Here is a 24,134-nt window from a genome sequence, read left to right on the forward strand (position 1 = left end):
GCGCCCCTCGATGCTGAGGGGCCAGACGTACACTACTGGAATCACGGAGACGTTATGCAACAGTCTGACCTGACTCTCTCTTTTCGCGGCATCGGGAAAACCTTTCCCGGTGTGAACGCGCTGACCGATATCAGTTTTGACTGCTATCCCGGTCAGGTCCACGCCCTGATGGGGGAGAACGGCGCGGGGAAATCCACGCTGTTAAAAATCCTCAGCGGAAACTACGCCCCGACGACCGGCACGCTGGCCATTCGCGGGGAAGAGATGGCGTTTGCCGATACGACGGCGGCGCTGAATGCCGGGGTCGCGATCATTTATCAGGAGCTGCACCTGGTCCCTGAAATGACGGTGGCGGAAAACATCTATCTGGGGCAACTGCCTCACAAAAGCGGGATCGTTAACCGTTCGCTGCTCAACTACGAAGCCGGCCTGCAGCTCAAGCATCTCGGGCTGGATATCGATCCGCAAACCCCGCTGAAATACCTCTCCATCGGCCAGTGGCAGATGGTGGAAATCGCTAAGGCGCTGGCGCGTAACGCCAAAATTATCGCTTTTGATGAACCGACGAGTTCCCTCTCGGCGCGCGAGATAGACAACCTGTTTCGCGTGATCCGCGAGCTGCGCAAAGAGGGGCGCATCATTCTGTATGTCTCTCACCGCATGGAAGAGATTTTCGCCCTGAGCGATGCGATCACCGTCTTCAAAGACGGGCGCTACGTGCGCACCTTCACCGACATGCAGCAGGTGAATCACGACCAGCTGGTGCAGGCGATGGTCGGCCGCGAGCTGGGGGATATTTACCACTGGCAACAGCGCGAGTACGGCACCGAGCGTCTGCGTCTGGAGAGTGTGAAAGCGCCAGGCGTGCGCACACCGATTTCGCTCTCGGTGCGCAGCGGTGAAATCGTCGGCCTGTTCGGGCTGGTAGGCGCCGGGCGCAGCGAGCTGATGAAAGGGCTGTTTGGCGGCACGCGGATCACCGCAGGCCAGGTGTATATCGACGGCGAGCCGGTGGATATCCAGAAACCGGCCCACGCCATTCGCGCCGGAATGATGCTCTGTCCGGAAGATCGTAAAGCCGACGGAATTATTCCTGTCCATTCCGTTCGCGACAATATCAACATCTCAGCCCGGCGAAAATTCCTTCGCGCCGGGTGTTTAATTAACGATCGCTGGGAAAACATTAACGCCGATAACCATATTCGCTCCCTGAATATTAAAACTCCCGGCCCTGAGCAGTTGATTATGAATCTCTCCGGCGGCAACCAGCAAAAAGCGATTCTTGGCCGCTGGCTGTCGGAAGAGATGAAAGTCATTTTGCTGGACGAGCCGACACGCGGCATCGACGTCGGGGCGAAGCACGAAATCTATAACGTCATCTATGAGCTGGCAAAACGCGGCGTGGCGGTACTTTTCGCCTCAAGCGATCTGCCCGAAGTGCTGGGCGTCGCCGACCGCATCATCGTGATGCGCGAAGGGGATATCGCCGGTGAGCTGTTACATGAACAGGCGAATGAACAACAGGCGTTGAGCCTCGCCATGCCTAAAGTCAGCCAGGCTGTCGCCTGAGCAAGGAGTGAATGATGTCTTCTGTTACTACCTCCCGCGCGCCGAAGTCGGCTTTTAACCTGGGGCGCATCTGGGATCAATACGGGATGCTGGTGGTCTTCGCGGTCCTGTTTATCGGCTGCGCGATTTTCGTGCCGAATTTCGCCAGTTTCATCAATATGAAAGGGCTGGGGCTGGCGATTTCCATGTCGGGCATGGTCGCCTGCGGAATGCTGTTCTGTCTGGCGTCCGGGGATTTCGACCTCTCCGTCGCGTCGGTTATCGCCTGTGCCGGGGTGACGACGGCGGTGGTCATCAACATGACCGAAAGCCTGTGGATTGGCGTGTTCGCCGGTCTGATGCTCGGCGTGCTCAGCGGCCTGGTGAACGGCTTTGTTATCGCGCGTCTGAAAATTAACGCCCTGATCACCACGCTTGCCACTATGCAGATTGTGCGCGGTCTGGCCTATATTATCTCTGACGGTAAAGCGGTGGGTATCGAAGACGAGCGCTTCTTTACTCTCGGCTATGCGAACTGGCTGGGTTTGCCGGCGCCAATCTGGCTGACGGTGGGCTGCCTGATCATTTTCGGCTTCCTGCTCAACAGAACCACCTTTGGCCGCAACACGCTGGCGATAGGCGGGAATGAAGAGGCGGCGCGTCTGGCCGGTGTCCCGGTGGTGCGCACCAAGATTATTATCTTCGTGCTCTCCGGGCTGGTGTCGGCGGCGGCGGGGATTATTCTGGCTTCGCGTATGACCAGCGGCCAGCCGATGACGTCCATTGGCTATGAGCTGATTGTGATTTCTGCCTGCGTTTTAGGTGGGGTTTCACTGAAAGGCGGCATCGGAAAAATCTCATATGTGGTGGCCGGTATCCTGATCCTCGGCACCGTGGAGAACGCCATGAACCTGCTGAATATCTCCCCGTTCTCGCAGTACGTGGTACGTGGCCTGATCCTGCTGGCAGCGGTGATCTTCGACCGTTACAAGCAAAAAGCGAAACGTACCCTTTAGGTAAAATCAGGCTCAACTTTTAAGTCTAGTCCCACCTTCCCACCGCCAGCCAGCTTCGCTTGCAGGCGGTGTTCTAAATGGCGAGCAGCGTCACACTGTCTATACTTACATGGCTACTGAGATGTTAAATGTCTGACATCTCGAAAACCGTAAGGAGGACAAGGGTGGCAGACTCGTTAACCGTACCGCCTGCACTGACCGGAGAATTTGCACTCTTTTTCGATCTCGACGGGACCCTCGCCGAGATCAAACCACACCCTGATCAGGTGGTGTTACCCGCCGACATTCTCCGGGCGCTGGACCAGCTCTCGCAAGACAATCAGGGAGCACTGGCATTGATATCAGGGCGCTCAATGGCCGAGCTTGATGAGCTCGCCAGGCCTTACCGCTTTCCGCTTGCCGGTGTGCACGGAGCGGAGCGCCGCGACATCCATGGCAACGCGCATATCGTCTCACTCCCCGACTCGCTGATTCAGACGCTCACGGCGCAGCTGACGGCTGCGCTTACGCATCTGCCGGGTACGGAGCTGGAAGCCAAGGGGATGGCCTTTGCGCTGCACTATCGACAGGCGCCAGAGCACGAGGCGGCGATAACCGCGCTGGCAACCGCGGTCGTGGCCGCGCATCCGCAGCTCGCGCTGCAGCCGGGGAAATGTGTGGTCGAAATCAAGCCCAAGGGCATTAACAAAGGCGAGGCGATTAGCGCCTTTATGGCCGAAGCGCCGTTCGCGGGCAGGACGCCGGTGTTTATCGGCGATGACCTGACGGACGAGAGCGGCTTTCGCGTCGTGAACCAGGCTGGAGGGATTTCTATTAAAGTCGGACAGGGGGAAACCTGTGCCGGATGGCGACTGCCTAATGTCGCCAGCGTCTGGCAGTGGGTCACTGAAGTCGCTAACCAGCAACAAGAAGAAAAAATAGCGCATAACAACAGGAGAAAACATGATGGGTCGCTTAGTCGTAGTCTCTAACCGAATTGCGCCACCGGACGATAAAAAATCCAGCGCGGGTGGTCTGGCGGTGGGGATTTTGGGTGCCTTAAAAGCAGCCGGCGGGCTCTGGTTTGGCTGGAGCGGGGATGTCGGTAATGAGGATCAGCCGCTAAAAAAGGTGACACGGGGCAACATCACGTGGGCATCCTTTAATCTTGGCGAGAAGGATTACGAAGAGTACTACTCGCAGTTTTCCAACGCGGTGCTGTGGCCTGCGTTTCACTATCGCCTGGACCTGGTAAAATTCCAGCGCGAATCCTTCGAAGGGTACATGCGTGTCAACGCGCTGCTGGCGGATAAACTGCTGCCCTTAATCGAGGAAGACGATATTTTATGGATCCACGATTATCACCTGCTGCCGTTTGCCAGCGAGCTGAGAAGACGTGGCGTGAACAACCGGATCGGCTTCTTCCTGCATATCCCGTTCCCGACGCCGGAAATTTTCAACGCCTTGCCGCCGCACGAAGAGCTGCTGGAAGGGCTGTGCGATTACGATCTGCTGGGCTTCCAGACCGAGAACGACCGTCTGGCGTTCCTCGATAGCGTCTCCGGCAAAACGCGCCTGACGACGCGCAGCAAGTCTCACACCGCGTGGGGGAAAACCTTCGAAACCGAGGTCTATCCTATCGGCATCGAACCGGATGAGATCGCCGCCGATGCCTCTGGCCCGCTGCCGCCGAAACTGGCGCAGCTCAAAAGCGAGCTGAAAAACGTCAAAAACATCTTCTCCGTCGAGCGTCTGGATTACTCCAAAGGCTTGCCGGAGCGCTTCCAGGCCTATGAGCGACTGCTGGATAAGTTCCCGCAGCACCACGGGAAAATCCGCTATACGCAGATTGCACCGACCTCCCGTGGGGAAGTGCAGGCCTATCAGGATATTCGCCATCAGCTGGAAACCGAAGCGGGGCGCATTAATGGCCGCTACGGCCAGCTGGGCTGGACGCCGCTCTATTATCTGAATCAACATTTTGAGCGCAAAATTCTGATGAAGGTTTTCCGCTATGCGGAAGTGGGGCTGGTGACGCCGCTACGCGACGGGATGAATCTGGTGGCAAAAGAGTATGTTGCCGCGCAGGACCCGAAAGATCCCGGTGTGCTGGTGTTGTCGCAGTTCGCGGGCGCGGCCAACGAACTGACGTCGGCGCTCATCGTTAATCCTTATGACAGCGATGATGTAGCGAATGCGCTGGACAGGGCGCTCACCATGCCGCTGACGGAACGCATTTCACGTCACGCGGAGATGATGAAGGTCATCCGGGAAAACGATATTAACCACTGGCAGGAGCATTTTATCCGCGATCTTGAGCGGCTCACGCCGCGCAGTAAGGAGAGCAACCTGCAAAAAAAGGTCGCCACCTTCCCTAAGCTCGCCTGAGTAGCGCCCCTCGGTGGCATTAGCTGCCGAGGGGAACCAGCAGCACGTCCACCTGACTTGAGCTGACAATCGCCTTGGCGGAGCACGCCGCGCGCGAGAAGAAGCTTTGGTTATGGTTCCCGCAAATCACCAGATCGACCTGCTCCTTGCGACAGATATCGAGAATGTGCTCGCTCAGTTCACCCGTTGCGATAAAGGTTCGCGCGATAGGGTACTGAGCTTTGTCTTCCAGCTCCTGCAAAAACTGCTGGGTCTCTTCCTGCAGCAGACCCCGAATATCTTCCAGCATTGGCGCAGCCAGCTGGTTGTACATTTCGGGTTCGGCAGCAAGGGTAACAAGACTGACCCGCGCGTTAAGCGGGCGGGCGATAGAGACGGCACGCGCCAGTAGCTGATGGCTTTCTGGTGTCACCGCAACACACACAAGAATATGCGAGTAACTCATAGCTCACTCCTTTGATGTCCTGAGACAGAGGATTCTTCACCATTAGCGCGATTCGCAACGCTTCGCAAGAGGGCAATACGACAATGGTGTGACGCTTATCATAATTATTCATTAATTATTCTTATAAAACGAATAGTGGCATAACGCAGCTTAACCACCGAAAAGAACGCCTTAAGTTAAATGTCTACATTTTAATAATGAGTGGATGAATCATTTTAACGCCCCGTCAATAAGTCAGTTACCATCACCAGACGAAACTATTTTATTTGATTAAAGCTGTAATCCATTGTTTTTATAAGTAAATAAATCAATGTATACAATATTGAGATGAAATGTTAATGCCTTGATCGCATCTGGTGTAACAACAGTTGAGGGTCCTCTCGCAACGATGGTCACTGTGCATGAGTATTCGCATGGTAAGAATATAAAAGGCGTTCAAGTGGTCAATATTTGTTCAAATTACAAATCAAACTGATGGTTCATTCCGTTTTTATACCGTGGTTTTTGTGATCTGGATCACATTTTTTTTAAATTTCGGGAGGGGCTGCATTGTATGTCGGAAAACGGACGAGTAGAGTTGCCTCGAATTAGGAAAAATCTTAGTTATTTGTAAGTAATGATAAGACGCAATGGTCAAGGATCACCATTTTAAACACCGCGCGTTTTATCCAGTTTAACCTTAATTCGACTATGCATTTTCGCCTTTTCTTTTTTTTACCGGGGTTTTCCCGGCGACATCACGGGGTGCGGTCTTACCGCATAAAAAATTATAGTTGGTTATTCTGGATGGGAAAAATGCATACATCCGAGATGCTTAAACATGTCTATGACATAAATTTGTCATACTTATTACTTGCGCAGCGTTTGATTAGTCAGGACAAACCGTCCGCCATGTTCCGTCTGGGTATCAGCGAAGAGATGGCAACAACGCTTGGCGGATTAACCCTCCCTCAGATGGTCAAACTGGCGGAAACCAATCAGCTGGTGTGTCAGTTCCGCTTCGACAGTCATCAGACGATTACCCGTCTGACTCAGGATTCACGCGTAGACGATCTGCAACAGATCCATACCGGAATTTTGCTTTCAACCCGCCTTCTCACCGAAATCAGCCAGCCTGACGACGTGGCCCGTAAGAAAAGGGCTTGAAGATGAGCGAAAAAAGCATTGTTCAGGAAGCTCGCGACATTCAGTTAGCCATGGAACTGATCACGTTGGGTGCTCGCTTACAAATGCTGGAAAGCGAGACTCAGCTGAGCCGCGGTCGTCTTATCAAATTGTACAAAGAATTACGCGGTAGCCCGCCGCCGAAAGGCATGCTGCCGTTCTCTACGGATTGGTTTATGACCTGGGAGCAAAACATCCACGCATCGATGTTTTGTAACGCCTGGCAATTTCTTTTGAAAACGGGTTTGTGCACCGGCGTGGACGCCGTTATTAAAGCGTACAAACTCTACCTTGAACAATGTCCTCAGCCGGAAGAGGGGCCACTTCTGGCGCTAACCCGTGCATGGACTCTGGTGCGCTTTGTCGAGAGTGGATTGCTGCAATTGTCGCGCTGTAATTGCTGCGACGGCAACTTTATCACCCACGCTCACCAGCCCGTAGGTAGCTTCGCCTGCAGTTTGTGTCAGCCGCCTTCCCGTGCGGTAAAAAGACGTAAACTTTCCCCGGAAGCTGCCGATATTAATCCACAACTGCTGGATGAACAGATCGAACAAGCTGTTTAACCCGAACGTGTGGGAAAGATTCCAGCAGCGGTAAGCAATTACCGCTGCTTTTTTTTACCCTGCGATCCGGTTAAGTCTTCAACCTGAACATCCTGCCATAGTCACTAGCAGAAGGATGATGTCGTGCTTATCTTATTAGGTTACCTGGTCGTACTCGGTACCGTTTTCGGTGGATATATGATTACCGGTGGGGAACTGGGAGCACTCTATCAACCGGCTGAATTTATTATCATCGGCGGCGCCGGGATAGGTGCGTTTATCGTTGGTAACAACGGTAAATCGATTAAAGGGACGCTGAAAGCGCTCCCGTTACTGTTTCGTCGTTCGAAATACACCAAAAGCATGTATATGGATTTGCTGGCGTTGCTCTATCGTCTGATGGCGAAGTCGCGTCAACAAGGCATGTTCTCGCTGGAGCGTGATATTGAGAACCCGAAAGAAAGTGAAATTTTTGCGAGTTATCCGCGCATTCTCGCCGACGCGACCATGCTGGATTTCATCGTCGATTATCTGCGACTGATCATCAGCGGCAACATGAACACCTTCGAAATCGAAGCGCTGATGGACGAAGAGATCGAAACGCATGAAAGCGAGTCCGAAGTCCCGGCGAGCGCGCTGGCGACCATGGGTGATTCACTGCCCGCCTTCGGTATCGTGGCGGCGGTGATGGGGGTGGTTCATGCGCTGGCGTCAGCGGATCGTCCGGCTGCAGAGCTCGGTGCGCTGATTGCTCACGCCATGGTGGGAACCTTCCTCGGGATCCTGCTTGCCTACGGTTTTATCTCGCCGCTGGGAACGGTATTGCGTCAGAAGAGCGCGGAAACCACCAAGATGATGCAGTGCGTGAAGATCACGCTGCTGTCAAACCTGAACGGCTACGCACCGCCAATCGCGGTAGAGTTCGGGCGTAAAACCCTGTACTCCAGCGAGCGTCCATCGTTTGTCGAGCTTGATGAACACGTTCGTGCCGTGAAGAACCCGAACCAACAGACGACGACTGAGGACGCATGAAAAACCAGTCCCATCCCATCGTCATAGTCAAAAAGCGCAAGCACAAAGGTCATGGGCACGGCTCCCATGGCTCGTGGAAAATCGCTTACGCCGACTTCATGACCGCGATGATGGCCTTTTTCCTGGTGATGTGGCTGATTTCCATCTCCAGTCCGAAAGAGCTGATTCAGATTGCGGAGTATTTCAGAACCCCGCTGGCGACGGCGGTCACGGGCGGACACCGTATTGCTAACAGCGACAGCCCAATCCCTGGCGGCGGTGACGATGTCACCCAGCAAAAGGGTGAAGTGAAGAAAGAACCGAATATCGACGAGTTGAAAAAGCGTATGGAGCAGGCGCGGTTGAAAAAACTGCGTGGCGACCTGGATCAGCTCATCGAGGCAGACCCGAAACTGCGCGCCCTGCGCCCGCATTTGAAGATCGATCTGGTGCAGGAAGGATTACGTATCCAGATTATTGATAGCCAGAACCGCCCGATGTTTAAAACCGGCAGCGCAGAAGTAGAGCCTTACATGCGCGATATTTTGCGCGGTATTGCCCCGGTGCTGAACGGGATCCCAAACCGTATCAGCCTCTCGGGTCACACGGATGATTTCCCGTATGCCAGCGGGGAGAAGGGATACAGCAACTGGGAGCTATCTGCCGATCGTGCCAACGCCTCGCGTCGCGAGCTGGTGGCCGGTGGGCTGGATGAGGGCAAAGTCCTTCGCGTCGTCGGTATGGCCGCCACCATGCGCGTCACCGACCGCGGCCCGGACGATGCCATCAACCGTCGTATCAGTCTTTTAGTGCTCAATCAGCAGGCGGAGCAGACCATTCTGCACGAAAACGCCGAAAGCCAGAATGAGTCACTGGATGATTTAAAACAGCCAGGGGCAGAGCCTTCGGCTGCCGTTCCAACATCGCCACCAGCCAATCCGAGGTGATAGCGTGAGCATGGATATTAGCGATTTTTACCAGACGTTTTTTGACGAAGCCGACGAGTTGTTGGCGGACATGGAGCAGCATCTGCTGGATTTAGTGCCTGAGGCACCGGATTCAGAGCAGCTCAATGCCATTTTCCGTGCCGCACATTCCATTAAAGGTGGCGCCGGAACATTTGGATTTACCATCCTGCAGGAAACGACCCATTTAATGGAGAACCTGCTGGATGAAGCCCGTCGCGGTGAGATGCAGCTCAACACCGACATTATTAACCTGTTTTTGGAAACCAAAGATATTATGCAGGAACAGCTCGACGCCTATAAAAGCTCGCAAGAGCCAGATGCTGCAAGCTTTGAATACATCTGCAACGCTCTGCGCCAGTTAGCTCTGGAAGCGAAGGGCGAAGTCGCGGCACCTGCGGTCAGCGCGGCAAAACTGAGCGTGGTTGATGCCCTGGCCTCCGACGAGGTGACTCCGCCTGCGGCCGAAGCGAAGCTGCGCGTGGTGCTCTCTCGTCTGAAAGAGAGCGAAGTGAATCTGCTGGAAGACGAGCTGGGTAACCTGGCGACGCTGAGCAATGTCGTGAAAGGCCCGGACAGCCTGGCCGCCACCATCGACGGTGGTATCAGCCAGGATGATATCGTCGCGGTGCTGTGTTTCGTGATTGAAGCCGACCAGATTAGCTTTGAAACCGAAGCCGCTGCGGTTGAAGCGCCTGCCGAAGTGGCTGAAGTGATGGCCGCGCCAGAAGTGGCGATGCCTGCGGTGGTGGCTCCGACGCCTGCGCTGAAAGCGGTACCGAATGACGCAGCCGCGCCAAATCGCGCGGAACGTGAAAAACCGGCGGCCCGCAGCAGCGAATCGACCAGCATCCGCGTGGCGGTTGAGAAGGTCGATCAGCTGATTAACCTCGTCGGTGAACTGGTGATCACCCAGTCGATGCTGGCCCAGCGTTCAAACGAACTCGACCCGGTCACCCACGGCGATCTGATTACCAGCATGGGTCAGTTACAACGTAACGCCCGCGATCTGCAGGAATCAGTAATGTCCATCCGTATGATGCCGATGGAATACGTCTTCAGCCGCTTCCCGCGTCTGGTGCGCGATCTGGCGAGCAAGCTGAACAAACAGATTGAACTGACTCAGGTGGGGAGCTCCACCGAGCTGGATAAGAGCCTGATCGAACGCATTATCGACCCGTTAACGCACCTGGTGCGTAACAGCCTCGACCACGGTATCGAATCTCCGGAAAACCGCATCGCGGCCGGGAAATCCCCGGTCGGCAACCTGACGCTCTCTGCAGAACATCAGGGCGGCAACATCTGCATCGAAGTGACCGATGACGGCGCCGGTCTGAACCGCGAGCGTATTCTGGCGAAAGCGATGTCTCAGGGCATGTCCGTCAGCGAAAACATGACCGATGAAGAAGTGGGGATGCTGATCTTCGCGCCTGGCTTCTCGACGGCAGAGCAGGTGACTGACGTCTCCGGGCGTGGCGTGGGCATGGACGTGGTGAAACGTAACATCCAGGAGATGGGCGGTCACGTTGAGATCAAGTCCAAGCAAGGTTCCGGCACCACTATTCGTATCCTGCTCCCGCTGACCCTGGCGATCCTTGACGGGATGTCGGTGAAGGTCGCAGGCGAAGTCTTCATCCTGCCACTGGGTGCGGTGATGGAATCCCTGCAGCCGCGTGATGAAGATCTGCATCCGCTGGCGGGCGGTGAGCGCGTGCTGGAAGTGCGTGGCGAGTATCTGCCGCTGGTGGAACTGTGGAAAGTCTTTGAAGTCGACGGAGCCAAAACCGAAGCGACTCAGGGCATCGTGGTTATTCTGCAAAGCGCGGGCCGCCGCTATGCGCTGCTGGTCGATCAGCTGATTGGTCAGCACCAGGTGGTGGTGAAAAACCTCGAAAGCAACTACCGCAAAGTGCCGGGAATTTCAGCTGCCACCATCCTTGGCGATGGCAGCGTCGCACTGATCGTCGATGTGTCGGCGCTTCAGGGTTTAAATCGTGAACAACGTGTGGCGTACACAGCCGCCTGATTAGTTAAGAAGGTAAAAACATGACCGGTATGAGTAATGTAACGAAACTGGCCGGCGAGCCATCAGGGCAGGAATTCCTGGTTTTCACTTTAGGCGATGAAGAGTACGGCATCGATATTCTTAAAGTGCAGGAGATTCGCGGCTACGATCAGGTGACTCGCATTGCCAACACACCTTCCTTTATCAAAGGTGTGACCAACCTGCGTGGGGTAATCGTCCCTATCGTCGATCTGCGCGTGAAGTTCAGCCAGGGTGACGTGGAGTATAACGACAACACCGTGGTGATTGTCCTGAACCTCGGCCAGCGCGTCGTCGGTATCGTGGTGGATGGCGTGTCTGACGTGCTGTCCCTGGCTTCCGACCAGATCCGTCCGGCTCCGGAATTCGCTGTGACTCTGTCAACCGAATACCTGACCGGCCTCGGCGCACTGGGTGACCGTATGCTGATTCTGGTGAATATCGAAAAACTGCTGAACAGCGACGAAATGGCCCTGCTGGATATCGCGGCAAGCCACGTGGCGTGATGTGCCTCATCATTCTTTTTATGAATGATAAGTTAGAGTGTGTTAACCAGGAATGAACGTCACAAGAGGACCGCGAGGTCCTCTTGTTGATTTTTTTGACCGGACGTTACCTATCATCATCCATTGGCATTCGCATTGAGTGTGAGAATTTATGCGTGGCGATATGGTATGCATACTTAAGAATCACCAGACACCATCACTCATAGTAGTGAGACCGATGCCTGAATATCATACCCGACATGTTGCTTGATGAGTTGTAGAAAATAATGACATACCGGTTTGTGATAATAACTATATTATTAATATAGCTTAACTTTTAATGGCTACATTTATCATCCGTTTAGGATAGTGGGTGTGGGAAAAACTCCCTTTCACTGTTTAGTAAATGCTGTCTCTCGACCTTGTGGGTGTTGCCTAATAATTTCAATGATAAAGATGATGCTCCAAAAGAGAAAGTATGGCTGTCACTATTGGTAATGATATTCCATTTAAAATATTGCGGGAGACGAAGTGTTGTTTCAATTGCCTCCCTTTGTATATCAATGATATACACTCCGCTTTCCGAAGAAGTGTAGTTACTGTTTGACCAGGATATTCTTGCATTTAAATCTGTAACATGGTGGAAAGAAAGTAAGGCTTGCGATACGGAGAATGTCTTAATTGTATTTTCAGAACATCCCCCCCATTGCAAAATATGGTCTATATCAAAAATAAGTGTAGATTCCTCGTTTTTTTCATAGCCAGGTAGTAATATTCCATGGATTGCATTGTCATGGAAAGAATAGTTTTCGAAATCATACTTCATAGAATTGACTCCATTTTATCAAGGTGCAACACCACATCCTCCAAATACATGCTTTGCATGTTTGCACTCACACGTTTTTGGTATCTGCCTGTTCACATCATAATGCCAATGAACAGGACTTCCTGTTTTTGCCATACATCCATGGCTTCCCTCGAGTGGATCCGGGTCCCTGCCGTGTTTTTCATAATGAGTTACTTTGTTAAACATTTCACCTGCTGGTGGACTGCATGGCGGGCACTCTTCTTCCTCTGTATCACTAAATGTCTTATTAAACCACTTTGTGAGAGCTTTCGCTGCGCTGTCATTTAGTTCGCTTGAAGGGTTCGATACCCCGGGGACAGGTATTGGTGGGAGTGGAATAGCAAACAATCCTAATGGATCTTGCCTGTTTACTGGATCTAATGGATAAATGTAGTGGCATAGTTAATTTGGCCACCTGAACAGAGGTGATACTCTTGCCTCAACACAAACAGGTGACACCATGCACAAGAAAACAAAACGGACATTCTCTCCCGAGTTCAAACTGGAATGCGCTCTGCTCGTTGTCGATAAAGGGTACTCCTACCGTCAGGCCTGCGAAGCGATGAACATCGGCTCCTCAACTCTTGAATCCTGGGTTCGTCAGCTCAGAAATGAGCGTCAGGGCGCTACGTCTTCCGCCGCACCAATCACCCCGGAGCAGCAGCGTATTCGTGAGCTGGAAAAGCAGGTTCGCCGCCTGGAGGAACAGAATACGATATTAAAAAAGGCTACAGCACTCTTAATGTCCGACTCGCTGAACAGTTCACGATAGTTGCCAGACTTAGTGACAGCCATACTGTTGTCAGCCTTTGCAGGGCTTTTGGCCTGCATCGCAGCAGTTACCGGTACTGGTGTCAACGACGCGATACAATTAGCCCGCAGCAGATAACATTGCACAGTGTAATACGCCGACTCTGGAAACTGAGCCGGGGCTCCGCGGGTGCGCGCACTCTGGCTGAGATGCTGACCCACAACGGTATCCCGATAAGCCGCTATCGTGCCGGACGTCTGATGAAACACCTGAATCTGAGCAGTTGCCAGCCCGGAAAACATCAATACAAGAATGCCCGCCAGCCGCATACGTTTTTACCGAATCTGCTGGAGCGTCAGTTCGCGGTACCAGAGCCAGATCGGGTATGGTGCGGAGATATTACGTATATCTGGGCTGGAAATCGCTGGTGCTACCTGGCGATCGTCATGGATCTTTTTGCCCGCAGAGTTATTGGCTGGAGTCTGTCAGCAAATGCCGATACGGCACTGATAAGCGGTGCGCTGCGAATGGCATATGAGACGCGAGGCCAGCCGCAGAATGTGATGTTCCATAGCGATCAGGGAAGCCAGTACACGGGTCTGAAATATCAACAGCTTATCTGGCGATACAGGATAAAACAAAGCGTCAGTCGGCGGGGGAACTGTTGGGATAATAGCCCAATGGAACGCTTCTTCCGCAGCCTGAAAACGGAGTGGGTACCGGCAAATGGATACGGGGATCAGGGCGAGGCCGCAGAGAAAATCAGGTGTTATATCCAGCGCTATTACAACAGCGTCAGACCACATCATTACAATGGCGGTCTGACGCCTGAAGAATCAGAGAACAGATACCGCTCTTACCATAAAACCGTGGCCAGAATTACTTGACCACTACAAAACATATCCATTAGCTCCACCCGACAACCCAATTGGATCCTGCGTAATATACCGTCCCTGCCTCGGGTCATAATACCGGTGCCGGTTATAATACAGCCCCGTCTCAACATCGTACTGCTGCCCCGGTAGGCGAATAAGCTGTTGCAGACTTTCCGGGTTCTCTTCGTGCAGCAGGTTTCCCCATTCATCAAACTCGGCCTGCCACGCAATGTGGTCGTGAGTGTCAATCAGCGCCAGCCCCGGTGATCGCTGTGGTACAGGTGAAACTTCCGCTCTTAGGTATATGGCTGCACTGTTAGCTGTGCCCGCTGAACTGGTCACTCCATTTTATTTGGCGGGGGGTAGCTAACTGTAGAATATACGCTATTTCCAGAACTCACCCTTATGAATTATCACGCATTGAAGCAATTGAATAAAGCCGGGAAATATATGATTCCTTCATTAATTCCTTCAAGTCATTATCAAATGCCTCACACTTTATTATATAAGAGCGAACATCATCAGCCATCAGTTGCTCTAAATCAAGAAATGTCAAATTAATCAATTTAATCAAGGTGTCTTTATCCGGATTTCGTCTTATCCACCAATGAAATGCTCCGTTCCTATAATGTTCAGAAGATTCCTCATCATTATCTTCACGATACAGATTAATCTGGTTTTTAAATAACACGTCAGGATATAGATTGAACGTTATCCATTCAATAGGGAAATGCATTTTCATTAAAAAATGCTCTTTTTTCATTTTATATGTTCTCCTTATACTTCATCGGGGTTAGTTATTTCCCCACCTAGATACTCAAACACTGAACACATATTAGAGTCACCTTGTAAACACAGCTCACGAGCCCCACCATCTGATAATTGTTTTACAATACCGGGCAGACTGAAAAACCTGCCTGTTTTAAACACCTGTTTCACCCGGTCAGAAAGAGTTTTTTTAGTATCATCTGAAAGCTTTTTGCAAAAACCTTTTTGCTCTTTTGTCATTTGAGCTGCATCTTTTTTGGAATATGGCTCCCAAGTATCAGTTCTTATCCGTGGCCCATCATTTTTACCCAAATGCATATGTTCAGGCATATGATCAGGTTTGTACGCTGTTGCTTCTGGACCAGGGTTCGCATGTACAGATGTTTGCCCTTGAGCGCCAGGAATATTATTACCGATATTAACTAACCCCAACGGATCATGCCAGTTCACAGGATCGAGTGGATAACAATACGGATCCCATCCCCCTCCTAACCCAATCGGATCCTGTGTAATATACCGTCCCAGTTGCGGGTCATAATAGCGATGCCGGTTATAATACAGCCCCGTCTCAGCATCGTACTGCTGCCCCGGCAGGCGAATAAGCTGTTGAACATTGTCCGGGTTCTCTTCCTGCAGCAGGTTTCCCCATTCATCAAACTCGGCCTGCCACGCGAGACTCCCGTCTTCGCTCACTAAGGCCAGCGGCAGCCCCCGGTGGTCGCAGTGGTACAGATGGGTTTTCCGGGCCGGGGTGTACTCCGGCTCCATCTGGTTTTTCATCTGCTCCGGCGTCAGGCCGCACCGGGTCAGCCACTGCTGACTGTGTTCGCTGAGCTGATTCGCTCTCAGCTCCTGCTCAAGGCTGTCCAGCATCGTGACCAGTTCCGGCACAAACATCATTCCCGCGTCCTGCTGCAGTTTTTCTGCCAGAGTGCGGCGAATGGCTTTTGTCAGCTCACTCGTGGCGGTTTCGATGCGAATTAACGGCGCGAAGGTGCCCGGCTGGTAAATCGTCTGGATGCGGGTGGTGTCGGTCTGGGTGGTGGTCAGCCGGTCGCCGTCCCAGCCGTACCACACGGATTCAGCGGGGGCGGTCGGGAGATACCAGATACCGTCGTGTGTCTGGCCGTGCCAGACCTGTTTGCAGATACGGCGCCCGAGCGGGTCATACGCGTAGCGGCTCTCGGTCAGCAGGTGACCGCTCTGCCTCTTTTGGTAGTGTGTCAGCCGGTGCTGGTTATCGTACCCGTAGTGATGGGTAATGCTCCCGTCCCGATGGATGCGGCGCTCGTCTTTCTCCGTGAGGCTGCCGTGGACGTCGTAATGATAAAAATGCTCTGCATCCTGAGTGATGCGGTTATCCCGCCACACGTCCGGCAGGGTTTCCTGTGCCGCAATCCGGTTCCCCGCCGGGTCGGTCGGGGTCCGTTGCGACAGGTCGTGGTGCGCGGACTGTATGTGTGTGCTGAGCAGGCGTCCGTTCTCATACCCGTAGTCGCGCTGGTCATGCGGGCCGCGGATGTGAGTGAGCTGTCCGTCCGCATTCCAGGTGTAGTCCCGGCTGAGCTGCGGGATGTTGAGGTGGTGGCTCTGGAGCTTTCCGCCGGGCGTGTACATCGTCGCCAGCTCATAGCCACCGAACCGGCGCTGCGTTTCCCGGTGCAGGCGGTCGCGGGTGTACTCGATGAGCGGTGTGGCGCCGAGTTTCATGCCCGCCAGATAACCGGAGCCATACGTCAGCCACTCCACCGGCGGCAACTGGTCCGGGGTCATCCGGTTCACCAGTCCGGTGCGGTAGTCGTGTTTTGTTTCATGCTGCCACAGCAGGGCGTTCGTTTCCGCGCTGTGCACCGTCTGGCGCTCACCGGTGACGCGCCCCGTGTTGTCGTGGGTGTAATGCACCGCGACCCGGTGGCCGCCGCTGAGATGGCTGATGTCCGTCAGCCAGCCGCGCGCGTCATACTGCCACTGCTCAGCGGGTTCACCGTCTACCGCACGGCTGAGCAGACGGTCAGCGTCGTCGTACTGCCAGTGTGTGACCAGGGGGTCGTCTTCACTGCGAATAAGCCTGCCGCTCAGGTCGTAGTGATAACGCTTTACCCGCCCGTCAAAACCGGTCTCCTGCGTCAGACGGTCCAGCGCATCGTAAGCGAATTCAGTGTGGCTGCCGTTCTCATTGGTCAGGGTGGTCACGCGACCGGCGGCGTCGTACGCCATCCGCCGGGTCAGGGCGCCCTGCGCTGCGAGGACGATATTTCCCCGGTTGTCGAAGCCGGTTTCGCTGCGCTGACCGTCAGGGGATATCACCGCCGTCAGGTCGCCTGCGACGTTGTATTCATAGCGGGTCTGCTGTCCGGCAGCATCGGTTATCACCGCCAGCCTGCCGCGCGCATCGTATGCCCGGTACTGGCTTAAGCCTCCCTCACGATGAACGACGGTCAACTGGCCGAAGCGGTCATATTCATAGCGGGTTTCATATCCCGAACAGTCAGTATAAGAAAGCAACTGGCCGTAGCGGCTCCAGATCATCTGCTTCTTGCTGCCGGTGGGGTCTTCGGACGCAGTCGGGTACTCGCTGTGCGGGTCATCATACGCATAATGCGTCACGTCGCCCTGGCGTGAGGTGTCGGCGGTCAGCCGTCCAGCGTCGTCGTACTCCTGCCGGCTTTTCAGGCCGTCCGGATACACCGTGGCGGTCAGCTGACGCTGGCTGTTATAGTAAAACTCCGTCAGCCTGCCGTCCGGCGTGACCGTCGCTGCCAGCAGGCCCGAGCCGGGACTGAGCCGGTATTCTGTCCTGCGGCCTGCCGCGTCGGTCTGTGCCACCAGGCGGCCCGCATTGTCGAATTCACTCTGTGTGATGCTTGCGTCGGCGAATTCCTTTTTCACCACCCGCTTCAGGCCGCCTTCGCCTTCCGTGTGCAGCACCTCGCGACGGTTCAGGCTGTCGGTAATCACCGTGTGGTGTTTTTCATACTGGTAGCGGTAGCTCAGACCATCGGGATTGTGCTGCTCCGTGACGCGCCCGGTGGCGTCGTAGCGATAGGTCGTCTGCGGCCTGCCCGCATACTGATGGGCCACCATCCGGCCCGGATGCCTGTCGTCATACGTAAACTGACGAACCTGCGTGCCGCTGCGGTCATACACCGCGGAAAGCTCGCCGCGGGGCGAATAGTCGTAACGCGCCAGAGGTGCAGCGGGCAGGTTGCCCGGGTACTCCGGGTCGTGTGCCAGCCAGACTTCAGAAAGACGGACACCACTGGCTGTGGTGGTCAGCACCAGCCGGAAGCGGCGGCCTGCGCCGTCGGTGACCCCGGTCACGGCGCCGGCAAACTCACCTGAAGGGGCGCGGTGAAACGTCAGCGTGCGACCAAAATTATCCACCAGCCCGGTCAGCACCCGGTACGGCGGCAGCGGCGCGGGAAGGAGTTCATCCACGGACGGCACGCGCTCCGCCCACCCGAGCAGCCACCACGGACCCTGCAGGCTGTTGGTGGCCAGGTAAATGTTGGGGCTGAGGCGGACATCCTCCGGCAGGGCCTGCCAGAGACGATGCAGGGGATGGACGGCATTCAGGTTCAGCACGCCGCCGCGTGCCAGCCAGAAGGACTCGGTGCGGCTGAACGCCACCTCGCCCGGCAGAAGCAGGTCAAAGTGAATGCTGCGCCCGCCGTTGTCGTTGAGGATGAGTTCCTTGCCGCGAAGTTGCAGGTGGATATCAGAGGGCGCTTTCCAGCCGGGACCAAAAATACCCTCTGGCGCCGGGGTTCTGGTGCGGTAGCTGCTGTAGGTGCGCGACAGAACAAAGGACAGCGGGCCGGGGAGTGCGAGGTCCGTTTCACCGGGCAGGACTTTGGCCCCGAGCAGCGGGTTCACCGGACTGCCGGACACCACGCCGCCCGGACACACCGAACAGGCGACGCCGGTCGGTGCGCCAATCATCACCCCAAGGCTGCCCTGCACAATCGGGCCGCCGATGGCGGTCATATCGCCCTGACGGGCGGCGGGTTTTCCGGTCATGGTCAATTCCTTTTGTGAATGTTCAGATAATCCATGCTATCGACTAGGCCTGAGGCGGGGTTTCTGCCACACCGCAGTTCCAGTTAATCAACAATCCGTCACCGCTGATTGCCGCTGCACCCTGCAGGTTGATGGTGGTACCGTTAAGAAATATTTTTCCATCCTTGGTCAATACCAGACGGGCCATTCCGCAACACAGCTCAAGATGATCGCCAGCTGAGTAAACCGCTACTTTTCCGGTACTTTCACTCTTATTTTTCCCAACAGTAAAGGTGACGTTTTCCCCCACGCTAACGTCATAACCTTTACCAACCAGAAGAGATTTCTGTATTCCAATCTGTGAGGATTGCGTCAATGCCACTGAGGTGTTCATCACTCCGCCCACCGTGGTCTGGTAGGCAACACCGACCGTCAGTGCCCGGGCCACGCCGACCGTCTCCGCCTGATTCAGGCCAACGGTGATTATTTGGTTTTGCCCCACGGTCTCTTTCTGGTTTTGCACCACCGTCTGGATCTGGTTTTGCTTCACGGTAATCATCTGGTTTGCGCCGATGGTTTCCATGTGATTCACTTTCACGTCGGTTGTGCGGTTGTTAAGGACCTCGGTGTCCATGTTTTTCTGAGCATGGATATAGACCTGCTCATTACCGGTCGCATCATCGAATTTCAGTTCGTTGAACCCGCCGCCCTTGTAGGTTTTTGAACGAAGCGTCATTTGGGTTTTGGTCCCAGGCAGGCTGCCCGGAGAGCGGTTATCTTCGTGGTAGGTGCGGCCCATCACAATGGGCTGGTCCGGGTCGCCATTGAGGAAATCGACAATGACTTCCTGACCTACACGTGGAATGGCGAGATGACCGAACCCAGCTCCGGCCCAGGACTGAGATACACGCACCCAGCAGGAGCTGTCCTCGGTTGCGCCGTGATATCGATCCCAGCGGAATTTCACGCGGATGCGCCCATGCTCATCGCAGAAGATCTCTTCCCCCGCTGGGCCTGTGACCACTGCGCTCTGCGGTCCGTCCACTTTCGGCTTTGGTAACGGGTTCGCACGCCAGGTTTTATCTGCCGGAACGACCGCAAACAGGTTGTTCAGCGTGGTGCCATTGCCCTGACTTCCATGCAGGGCCTGCGGTTGTTCGCCGTTCAACATGCTGCTTACCACCTGCCAGTCGCGGTTGAGCGTTTGTACAGGATGCCCAGTGAGGGTGAAGATGACGCCAGGCGACAAGGTGGGTGAGTTGCTGGCACAGGTGGCCGTTTCTGCATTGTTACGCAAGCCTTCAATCTGATAGCGGGCAAAATCCTGCCCATGTTGTTCATCTTTGAAGCGACCCGGATAATCGAAAATTTCATACTGTGTGTATTGCACGTTCAGATTTTCCCCGGGTTGCCCGTAATATCCCGGCCACTGAGGGACTTTGAAGGTATAGTCCTGCGTTTCGACGGAAGAAGGGCGAATCTGAGCCTGATAGCTAAAGGCGCTGATACATTCAGTGGAAACTTCTGTGGTGGTATTTGGATTAAAAGGGAAACTACCTGCAGTGGATAATCCGGCCACGCCATCACAGAGAGTCAGTGTTTGGGCCGGACCGTCTTTTGCCATTTTGTCGTAAAAGAAAATACCTTCTTCTGACCACAAGCGAGCGAGAAAGGCGAAGTCGCTCTCCCCGTACTGAACGCAAAACTCTCTCGTCGGATGATCTTCGTAAAATACGGGCTTCCAGTCGGTGATGCCGTTTTCATTAAGGAGAAGGGCAGAAATAGTCTGAATGTCCTGCTGCTGAAAACTGCGGAAATTTTGCCGCAGAGCGCTGCGCCAAAGAGGAGGATGGATACGCAAATGGTATTGCATCTGCCAGCCGTTGTTTTCTTTCATTCCGAAGGCTGCAACAGTACCGCTGACATAACGTAGCGCCTGCGACCCTTGCCAGATGGTCAAAGTGGCATTTTTCTCCAGCAGTTGTTCGGCCGTTTGATTAAATGAATCGCTTGCAACATCCACTTCCAGAACAAAGGGTGAGGAGTAGTTCTGAGTTAATCCGAACCTGACCACGGCAAAAGTATTTGTCGCCAGACCCTCGACTTCCAGTGTAAAACGCAGTCCATGTAATGACATATCTCTTCCCTGTTGTTAATGAAAACCGGATGGAAATAAACGGCAGTGTGGCAGAGCGAAAATGTTTCAGGTAGTACAGCATCGGACAATATAAGAAAGAGTAGGGGATACACTGTCGTGGTTTTTTCTTTTTTGACTGGGGTCAATAAGTTAGAGTTATTGTCCGTTAATGATTAAATAATTAATCATGTGCGCTTTAAATTATTATTGTTGTATATGAATAATTTTTTTAAATTTGTTGGATGAATAAATAAAATGATGAGATGGGTATCAGGAAAATGTGGGAAGTAAATTCAGATTAAAAAAACAGGCCGGGTAAGCGTCAGCGCCACCCGGCTTTTTTTATGCCTTACGCTTCCTGCTCCACCAGCTCTGGCTCTTCTTCCAGCAAGCCCTCATTCTGCGCCAGCATCGCGGTGGCGATCCCGTTGCCCAGTACGTTAATCGCCGAGCGGCCCATATCGAGGAAGTGATCGATCCCCATCAGCAGCAAAATCCCCGCAACCGGAATGTTGAAACTCGGGATAGTCGCGGCGAGCACCACCAGCGCGGAACGCGGGACACCGGCGATCCCTTTTGAGGCCAGCATGAGCGTGAGCATCAGGACGGTCACTTCGGCAAAGCTCAGATGAATATTGTAAGCCTGGGCGATAAACATCGACGCAAAGGAGCAATAGACCATTGAGCCGACCAGGTTGAAGGAGTAACCAATCGGCAGGACGAAGGAGACGATATTGCGCGAGCAGCCAAAGCGGGTGAGCTGCTCCAGCGTTTTCGGGTAAGCGGCCTCTGAGCTACTGGTGGTAAAGGCCACCAGCACCGGATCTTTCAGCATGCTGACCAGACGGAAAACCTCTTTTTTCAGCACCATATAGCCCACCGCCAGCAGCACCAGACAGGTCAGCAGAATAGCGACGTAATATCCGCCGATAAACGAGGCGTAGTTGAGCAAAATGCCCAGCCCCTGGGTGGCGATGACCGAAGAGATGGCGGCGAAAATCGCCAGCGGCGCAACGTACATCACGTAGCCGGTCACCTTCAGCATGATATGCGAGACCACGTCCAGCGCGGCGACCAGCGGGGCGTTGAACTTCTCGCCCAGGGACGCACCGCCGATGCCGAAGAACATTGAGAAGACCACGATCTGCAGAATTTCATTATTCGCCATCGCGCCGACAATACTGGTCGGAAGTGTGTGCGACAGGAACCCCTTCAGCGACATCCCGCTGACCGCCAGCCCGGTGTCGACAGAGCCCGCAGGGATCGTCAGGTTCAGGCCCGTGCCGGGCTGTTCCAGGGTGACAATAAACAGACCGACCAATATGGATAGCACCGAGGAGCTGATAAACCAAACCATCGCTTTCCCGCCGACGCGGCCAATGGTGGAGGTTTCACCGAGCTTCATAATGCCCACCGTCAGTGTGCTGAACACCAGCGGAGCGATCACCATTTTGATCAGTCGGAGGAAAATATCGGTGAGGAGTGTGATGTTGTCTGCCCAGGTCGCGATAGCGTCGGCAGACGCGTACTCGTGAATGACTGCCCCTGAAAGAATACCCGCCAGCATGAAAATCACGATGAAGAGCGTGAGTTTGTTTGCACTTGCCACGAAAAAAGACCCTCTGTTTATGCGCCTAAGTTGTCATCAGTGCGCTGAGTCATATGTTTTTTTTATTTCAGCGCACAAATACATTCATCGCATAAATTGAAGTAAAGCGAATGCAGATACAACAAATTTTTAAGTTTTATTAATTTTGTTGCTAACGGGCGAGCGATATATTGTGACGCTAATCACATTATTGTGAATATATCCTCAACAAAGCGGTGTTCAAACCTATCACCCAACATGTAACTTATTGTTTTAAATTGGAATAAAACATCAATAGGGCAAAGGTATGAGGTCCATTTGCCCTGGTGGTTGAACCGCGATCCATAAACTAAATTCTCAATAAGCGCTGATTGGGAATGTTAAGTGGTGCTAACAGATTGAGTGGTATAAATAAAATACGAAGGGCAACACTTTCTGGAGGGCTGTAAATGAAAAGTAAACTCCTTCTGATCTGTACGGGCGGCATGCTGATTTTCGCGGCGCAGCAGGCGATGGCGGTGACCAGCAGCGGAACCATCGGTGCCACGTTGACATTAACCAACGGCTGTCTGATCAACGGCTCTCCGACTCAAAACGGCATCAATTTCGGTAGCCTCGATTTCGGGACCCATCCCGCCACTTTCTCCACCCTCACCACCCAGTTAGCGGGTGCCAGCGGAGGGAACACCTTCACCATCCAGTGTACGACCGCCAGCTATACGGTGGCGATCACCGGAAACACCAACTCCACCGCACCGGGCACCGTTGTTGGCACGCCGGGCACGCCTGCGCGCTACCTGGTGAATACCGCCAACACCGCGCAGGGTGTGGCCTACAGCCTGTTTAGCGACAGCGGATTTAACAACGTGATCGCCAACAACGCACCGCTCCCGGTGGCCTCCACCGCAGGCGGCGTCGACAGCTACACCCTGTATGGCCGAATTACCGGGGGCGGAAACAGCGTCACCGTGGTACCGGGAACCTATACGGACACCATTAACGTCAGCGTGACCTACTAGTTCCAGCGCCGGAAATGACCGATGTCATCTCACGTCTGCGAAAAATCGCAGAGGGAAAACTGCGCCTTTTATTTGTGCTCATCGCCGGGGTAGCGGCAGTGGGAACGGCGCACGCGGTCACCTCGCAGTCGTTTCAGGTGTCGGCGACGATCGTGCCGGGCTGTTCGGTGACAACAGGCACCGGCGGCGTGCTCGGGACGCTTAACTTCGGTACGCGATCCGGCGTTGCGACCGGGCAGGTCAGCACCAGCTTTGTGCCGAACGGCTCCTTGTCGATCGCCTGCACGCCCAACGTCGCCCTGAGCATGAGCATCGACGGCGGGCAGCACTACTCTTCGGTGCGCAGGATGCAGCGGGCCAGCGGTACGGAAATGGTGGCCTACCGCCTGTACAGCAGCAGTTCGCTGGCGGCTAACAGTGAGATCGGGGTCAATCAGGCGGTGCCGGTGACCTATACCAATAGCAACAATATTGCGCTGCCGCTGTTTGGTGTGGCGCTGCTGACGGGGTTTAGCCCGGCTGGCACCTATTCAGATCAACTCACTGTGACCTTGTCATGGTGA

At 54.1% G+C, this 24,134-nt stretch carries 17 protein-coding genes and 3 pseudogenes; 13 read left to right on the forward strand and 7 right to left on the reverse strand.

From position 1 onward, the window contains the following. The first annotated feature begins 54 nt into the window (after positions 1-54). From araG to otsA, 4 genes are all read left to right on the forward strand, one after another. Positions 55-1,569, forward strand: coding sequence for an L-arabinose ABC transporter ATP-binding protein AraG (gene araG, locus AC3WS9_RS08630; protein ID WP_492487786.1), 1,515 nt, complete (start codon positions 55-57; stop codon positions 1,567-1,569). Positions 1,570-1,583: 14 nt separating this feature from the next. Next, on the forward strand, positions 1,584-2,564 hold the full coding sequence (gene araH / locus AC3WS9_RS08635) for an L-arabinose ABC transporter permease AraH (RefSeq protein ID WP_282495445.1): 981 nt from the start codon (positions 1,584-1,586) through the stop codon (positions 2,562-2,564). A 164-nt stretch (positions 2,565-2,728) separates the two neighbouring features. Next, positions 2,729-3,535, forward strand: coding sequence for a trehalose-phosphatase (otsB, locus tag AC3WS9_RS08640; protein WP_492487789.1), 807 nt, complete (start codon positions 2,729-2,731; stop codon positions 3,533-3,535). After that, positions 3,510-4,931, forward strand: a complete 1,422-nt coding sequence (gene otsA / locus AC3WS9_RS08645) for an alpha,alpha-trehalose-phosphate synthase (protein ID WP_492490312.1) — start codon at positions 3,510-3,512, stop codon at positions 4,929-4,931. Before otsB ends, otsA begins: the two co-directional genes overlap by 26 nt. A gap of 19 nt (positions 4,932-4,950) precedes the next feature. Here otsA and uspC read toward each other — a convergent pair whose 3' ends face one another. Then, positions 4,951-5,376, reverse strand: a complete 426-nt coding sequence (gene uspC, locus AC3WS9_RS08650; protein WP_282495447.1) for a universal stress protein UspC — start codon at positions 5,374-5,376, stop codon at positions 4,951-4,953. A 795-nt stretch (positions 5,377-6,171) separates the two neighbouring features. On the opposite strand from uspC, the gene flhD reads away from it, so the two are divergent. The 6 genes from flhD (at position 6,172) to cheW (ending at position 11,608) form a co-directional block, all read left to right on the forward strand. Then, positions 6,172-6,522, forward strand: coding sequence for a flagellar transcriptional regulator FlhD (flhD, locus tag AC3WS9_RS08655; RefSeq protein WP_181826511.1), 351 nt, complete (start codon positions 6,172-6,174; stop codon positions 6,520-6,522). A gap of 2 nt (positions 6,523-6,524) precedes the next feature. Continuing rightward, on the forward strand, positions 6,525-7,103 hold the full coding sequence (gene flhC / locus AC3WS9_RS08660; protein ID WP_107704251.1) for a flagellar transcriptional regulator FlhC: 579 nt from the start codon (positions 6,525-6,527) through the stop codon (positions 7,101-7,103). 123 nt (positions 7,104-7,226) lie between these two features. Further along, complete coding sequence (motA, locus tag AC3WS9_RS08665) at positions 7,227-8,114, forward strand: flagellar motor stator protein MotA (protein ID WP_282495448.1); 888 nt, start codon at positions 7,227-7,229, stop codon at positions 8,112-8,114. Beyond that, on the forward strand, positions 8,111-9,040 hold the full coding sequence (gene motB / locus AC3WS9_RS08670; RefSeq protein WP_492487791.1) for a flagellar motor protein MotB: 930 nt from the start codon (positions 8,111-8,113) through the stop codon (positions 9,038-9,040). Before motA ends, motB begins: the two co-directional genes overlap by 4 nt. Positions 9,041-9,044: 4 nt before the next feature. Beyond that, positions 9,045-11,084 (forward strand): chemotaxis protein CheA, encoded by a 2,040-nt coding sequence (gene cheA, locus AC3WS9_RS08675; RefSeq protein ID WP_282495450.1) that lies wholly within the window; start codon positions 9,045-9,047, stop codon positions 11,082-11,084. Positions 11,085-11,104: 20 nt separating this feature from the next. Beyond that, positions 11,105-11,608, forward strand: coding sequence for a chemotaxis protein CheW (gene cheW / locus AC3WS9_RS08680; protein WP_282495451.1), 504 nt, complete (start codon positions 11,105-11,107; stop codon positions 11,606-11,608). Between the two features lie 340 nt (positions 11,609-11,948). Here the strand turns inward: cheW and AC3WS9_RS08685 are convergent, their stop codons facing one another. Continuing rightward, positions 11,949-12,413: a hypothetical protein gene (locus tag AC3WS9_RS08685; RefSeq protein WP_282495452.1), complete on the reverse strand. Its 465-nt coding sequence runs from the start codon at positions 12,411-12,413 to the stop codon at positions 11,949-11,951. Positions 12,414-12,859: 446 nt separating this feature from the next. On the opposite strand from AC3WS9_RS08685, the pseudogene AC3WS9_RS08690 reads away from it, so the two are divergent. Next, positions 12,860-14,072: pseudogene (locus AC3WS9_RS08690) on the forward strand (IS3 family transposase). 12 nt (positions 14,073-14,084) lie between these two features. On the opposite strand, the pseudogene AC3WS9_RS08695 reads toward AC3WS9_RS08690, so the two are convergent. The 5 genes and pseudogenes from AC3WS9_RS08695 to AC3WS9_RS08715 form a co-directional block, all read right to left on the reverse strand. Continuing rightward, positions 14,085-14,353, reverse strand: a pseudogene (locus AC3WS9_RS08695) (RHS repeat-associated core domain-containing protein); the annotation flags it as partial. Positions 14,354-14,463: 110 nt separating this feature from the next. Then, on the reverse strand, positions 14,464-14,823 hold the full coding sequence (locus AC3WS9_RS08700; protein ID WP_285149443.1) for a hypothetical protein: 360 nt from the start codon (positions 14,821-14,823) through the stop codon (positions 14,464-14,466). A 428-nt stretch (positions 14,824-15,251) separates the two neighbouring features. After that, positions 15,252-18,848, reverse strand: a pseudogene (locus AC3WS9_RS08705) (RHS repeat-associated core domain-containing protein); the annotation flags it as partial. A 43-nt stretch (positions 18,849-18,891) separates the two neighbouring features. Next, positions 18,892-20,964 carry a type VI secretion system Vgr family protein gene (locus AC3WS9_RS08710; protein ID WP_492487794.1) on the reverse strand — a complete coding sequence of 691 codons (2,073 nt, stop codon included), beginning with the start codon at positions 20,962-20,964 and terminating at the stop codon, positions 18,892-18,894. Between the two features lie 349 nt (positions 20,965-21,313). Beyond that, positions 21,314-22,573, reverse strand: coding sequence for a dicarboxylate/amino acid:cation symporter (locus AC3WS9_RS08715; RefSeq protein WP_492487796.1), 1,260 nt, complete (start codon positions 22,571-22,573; stop codon positions 21,314-21,316). 428 nt (positions 22,574-23,001) lie between these two features. On the opposite strand from AC3WS9_RS08715, the gene AC3WS9_RS08720 reads away from it, so the two are divergent. Both AC3WS9_RS08720 and AC3WS9_RS08725 read left to right on the forward strand, forming a co-directional pair. Beyond that, on the forward strand, positions 23,002-23,571 hold the full coding sequence (locus AC3WS9_RS08720; protein WP_492487798.1) for a Csu type fimbrial protein: 570 nt from the start codon (positions 23,002-23,004) through the stop codon (positions 23,569-23,571). A gap of 14 nt (positions 23,572-23,585) precedes the next feature. Continuing rightward, a complete protein-coding gene (locus tag AC3WS9_RS08725) occupies positions 23,586-24,134 on the forward strand; it encodes a Csu type fimbrial protein (RefSeq protein ID WP_285149451.1) in 549 nt (182 codons plus the stop codon).

This window comes from Lelliottia sp. EB106-05-01-XG201 (genome assembly GCF_058791735.1).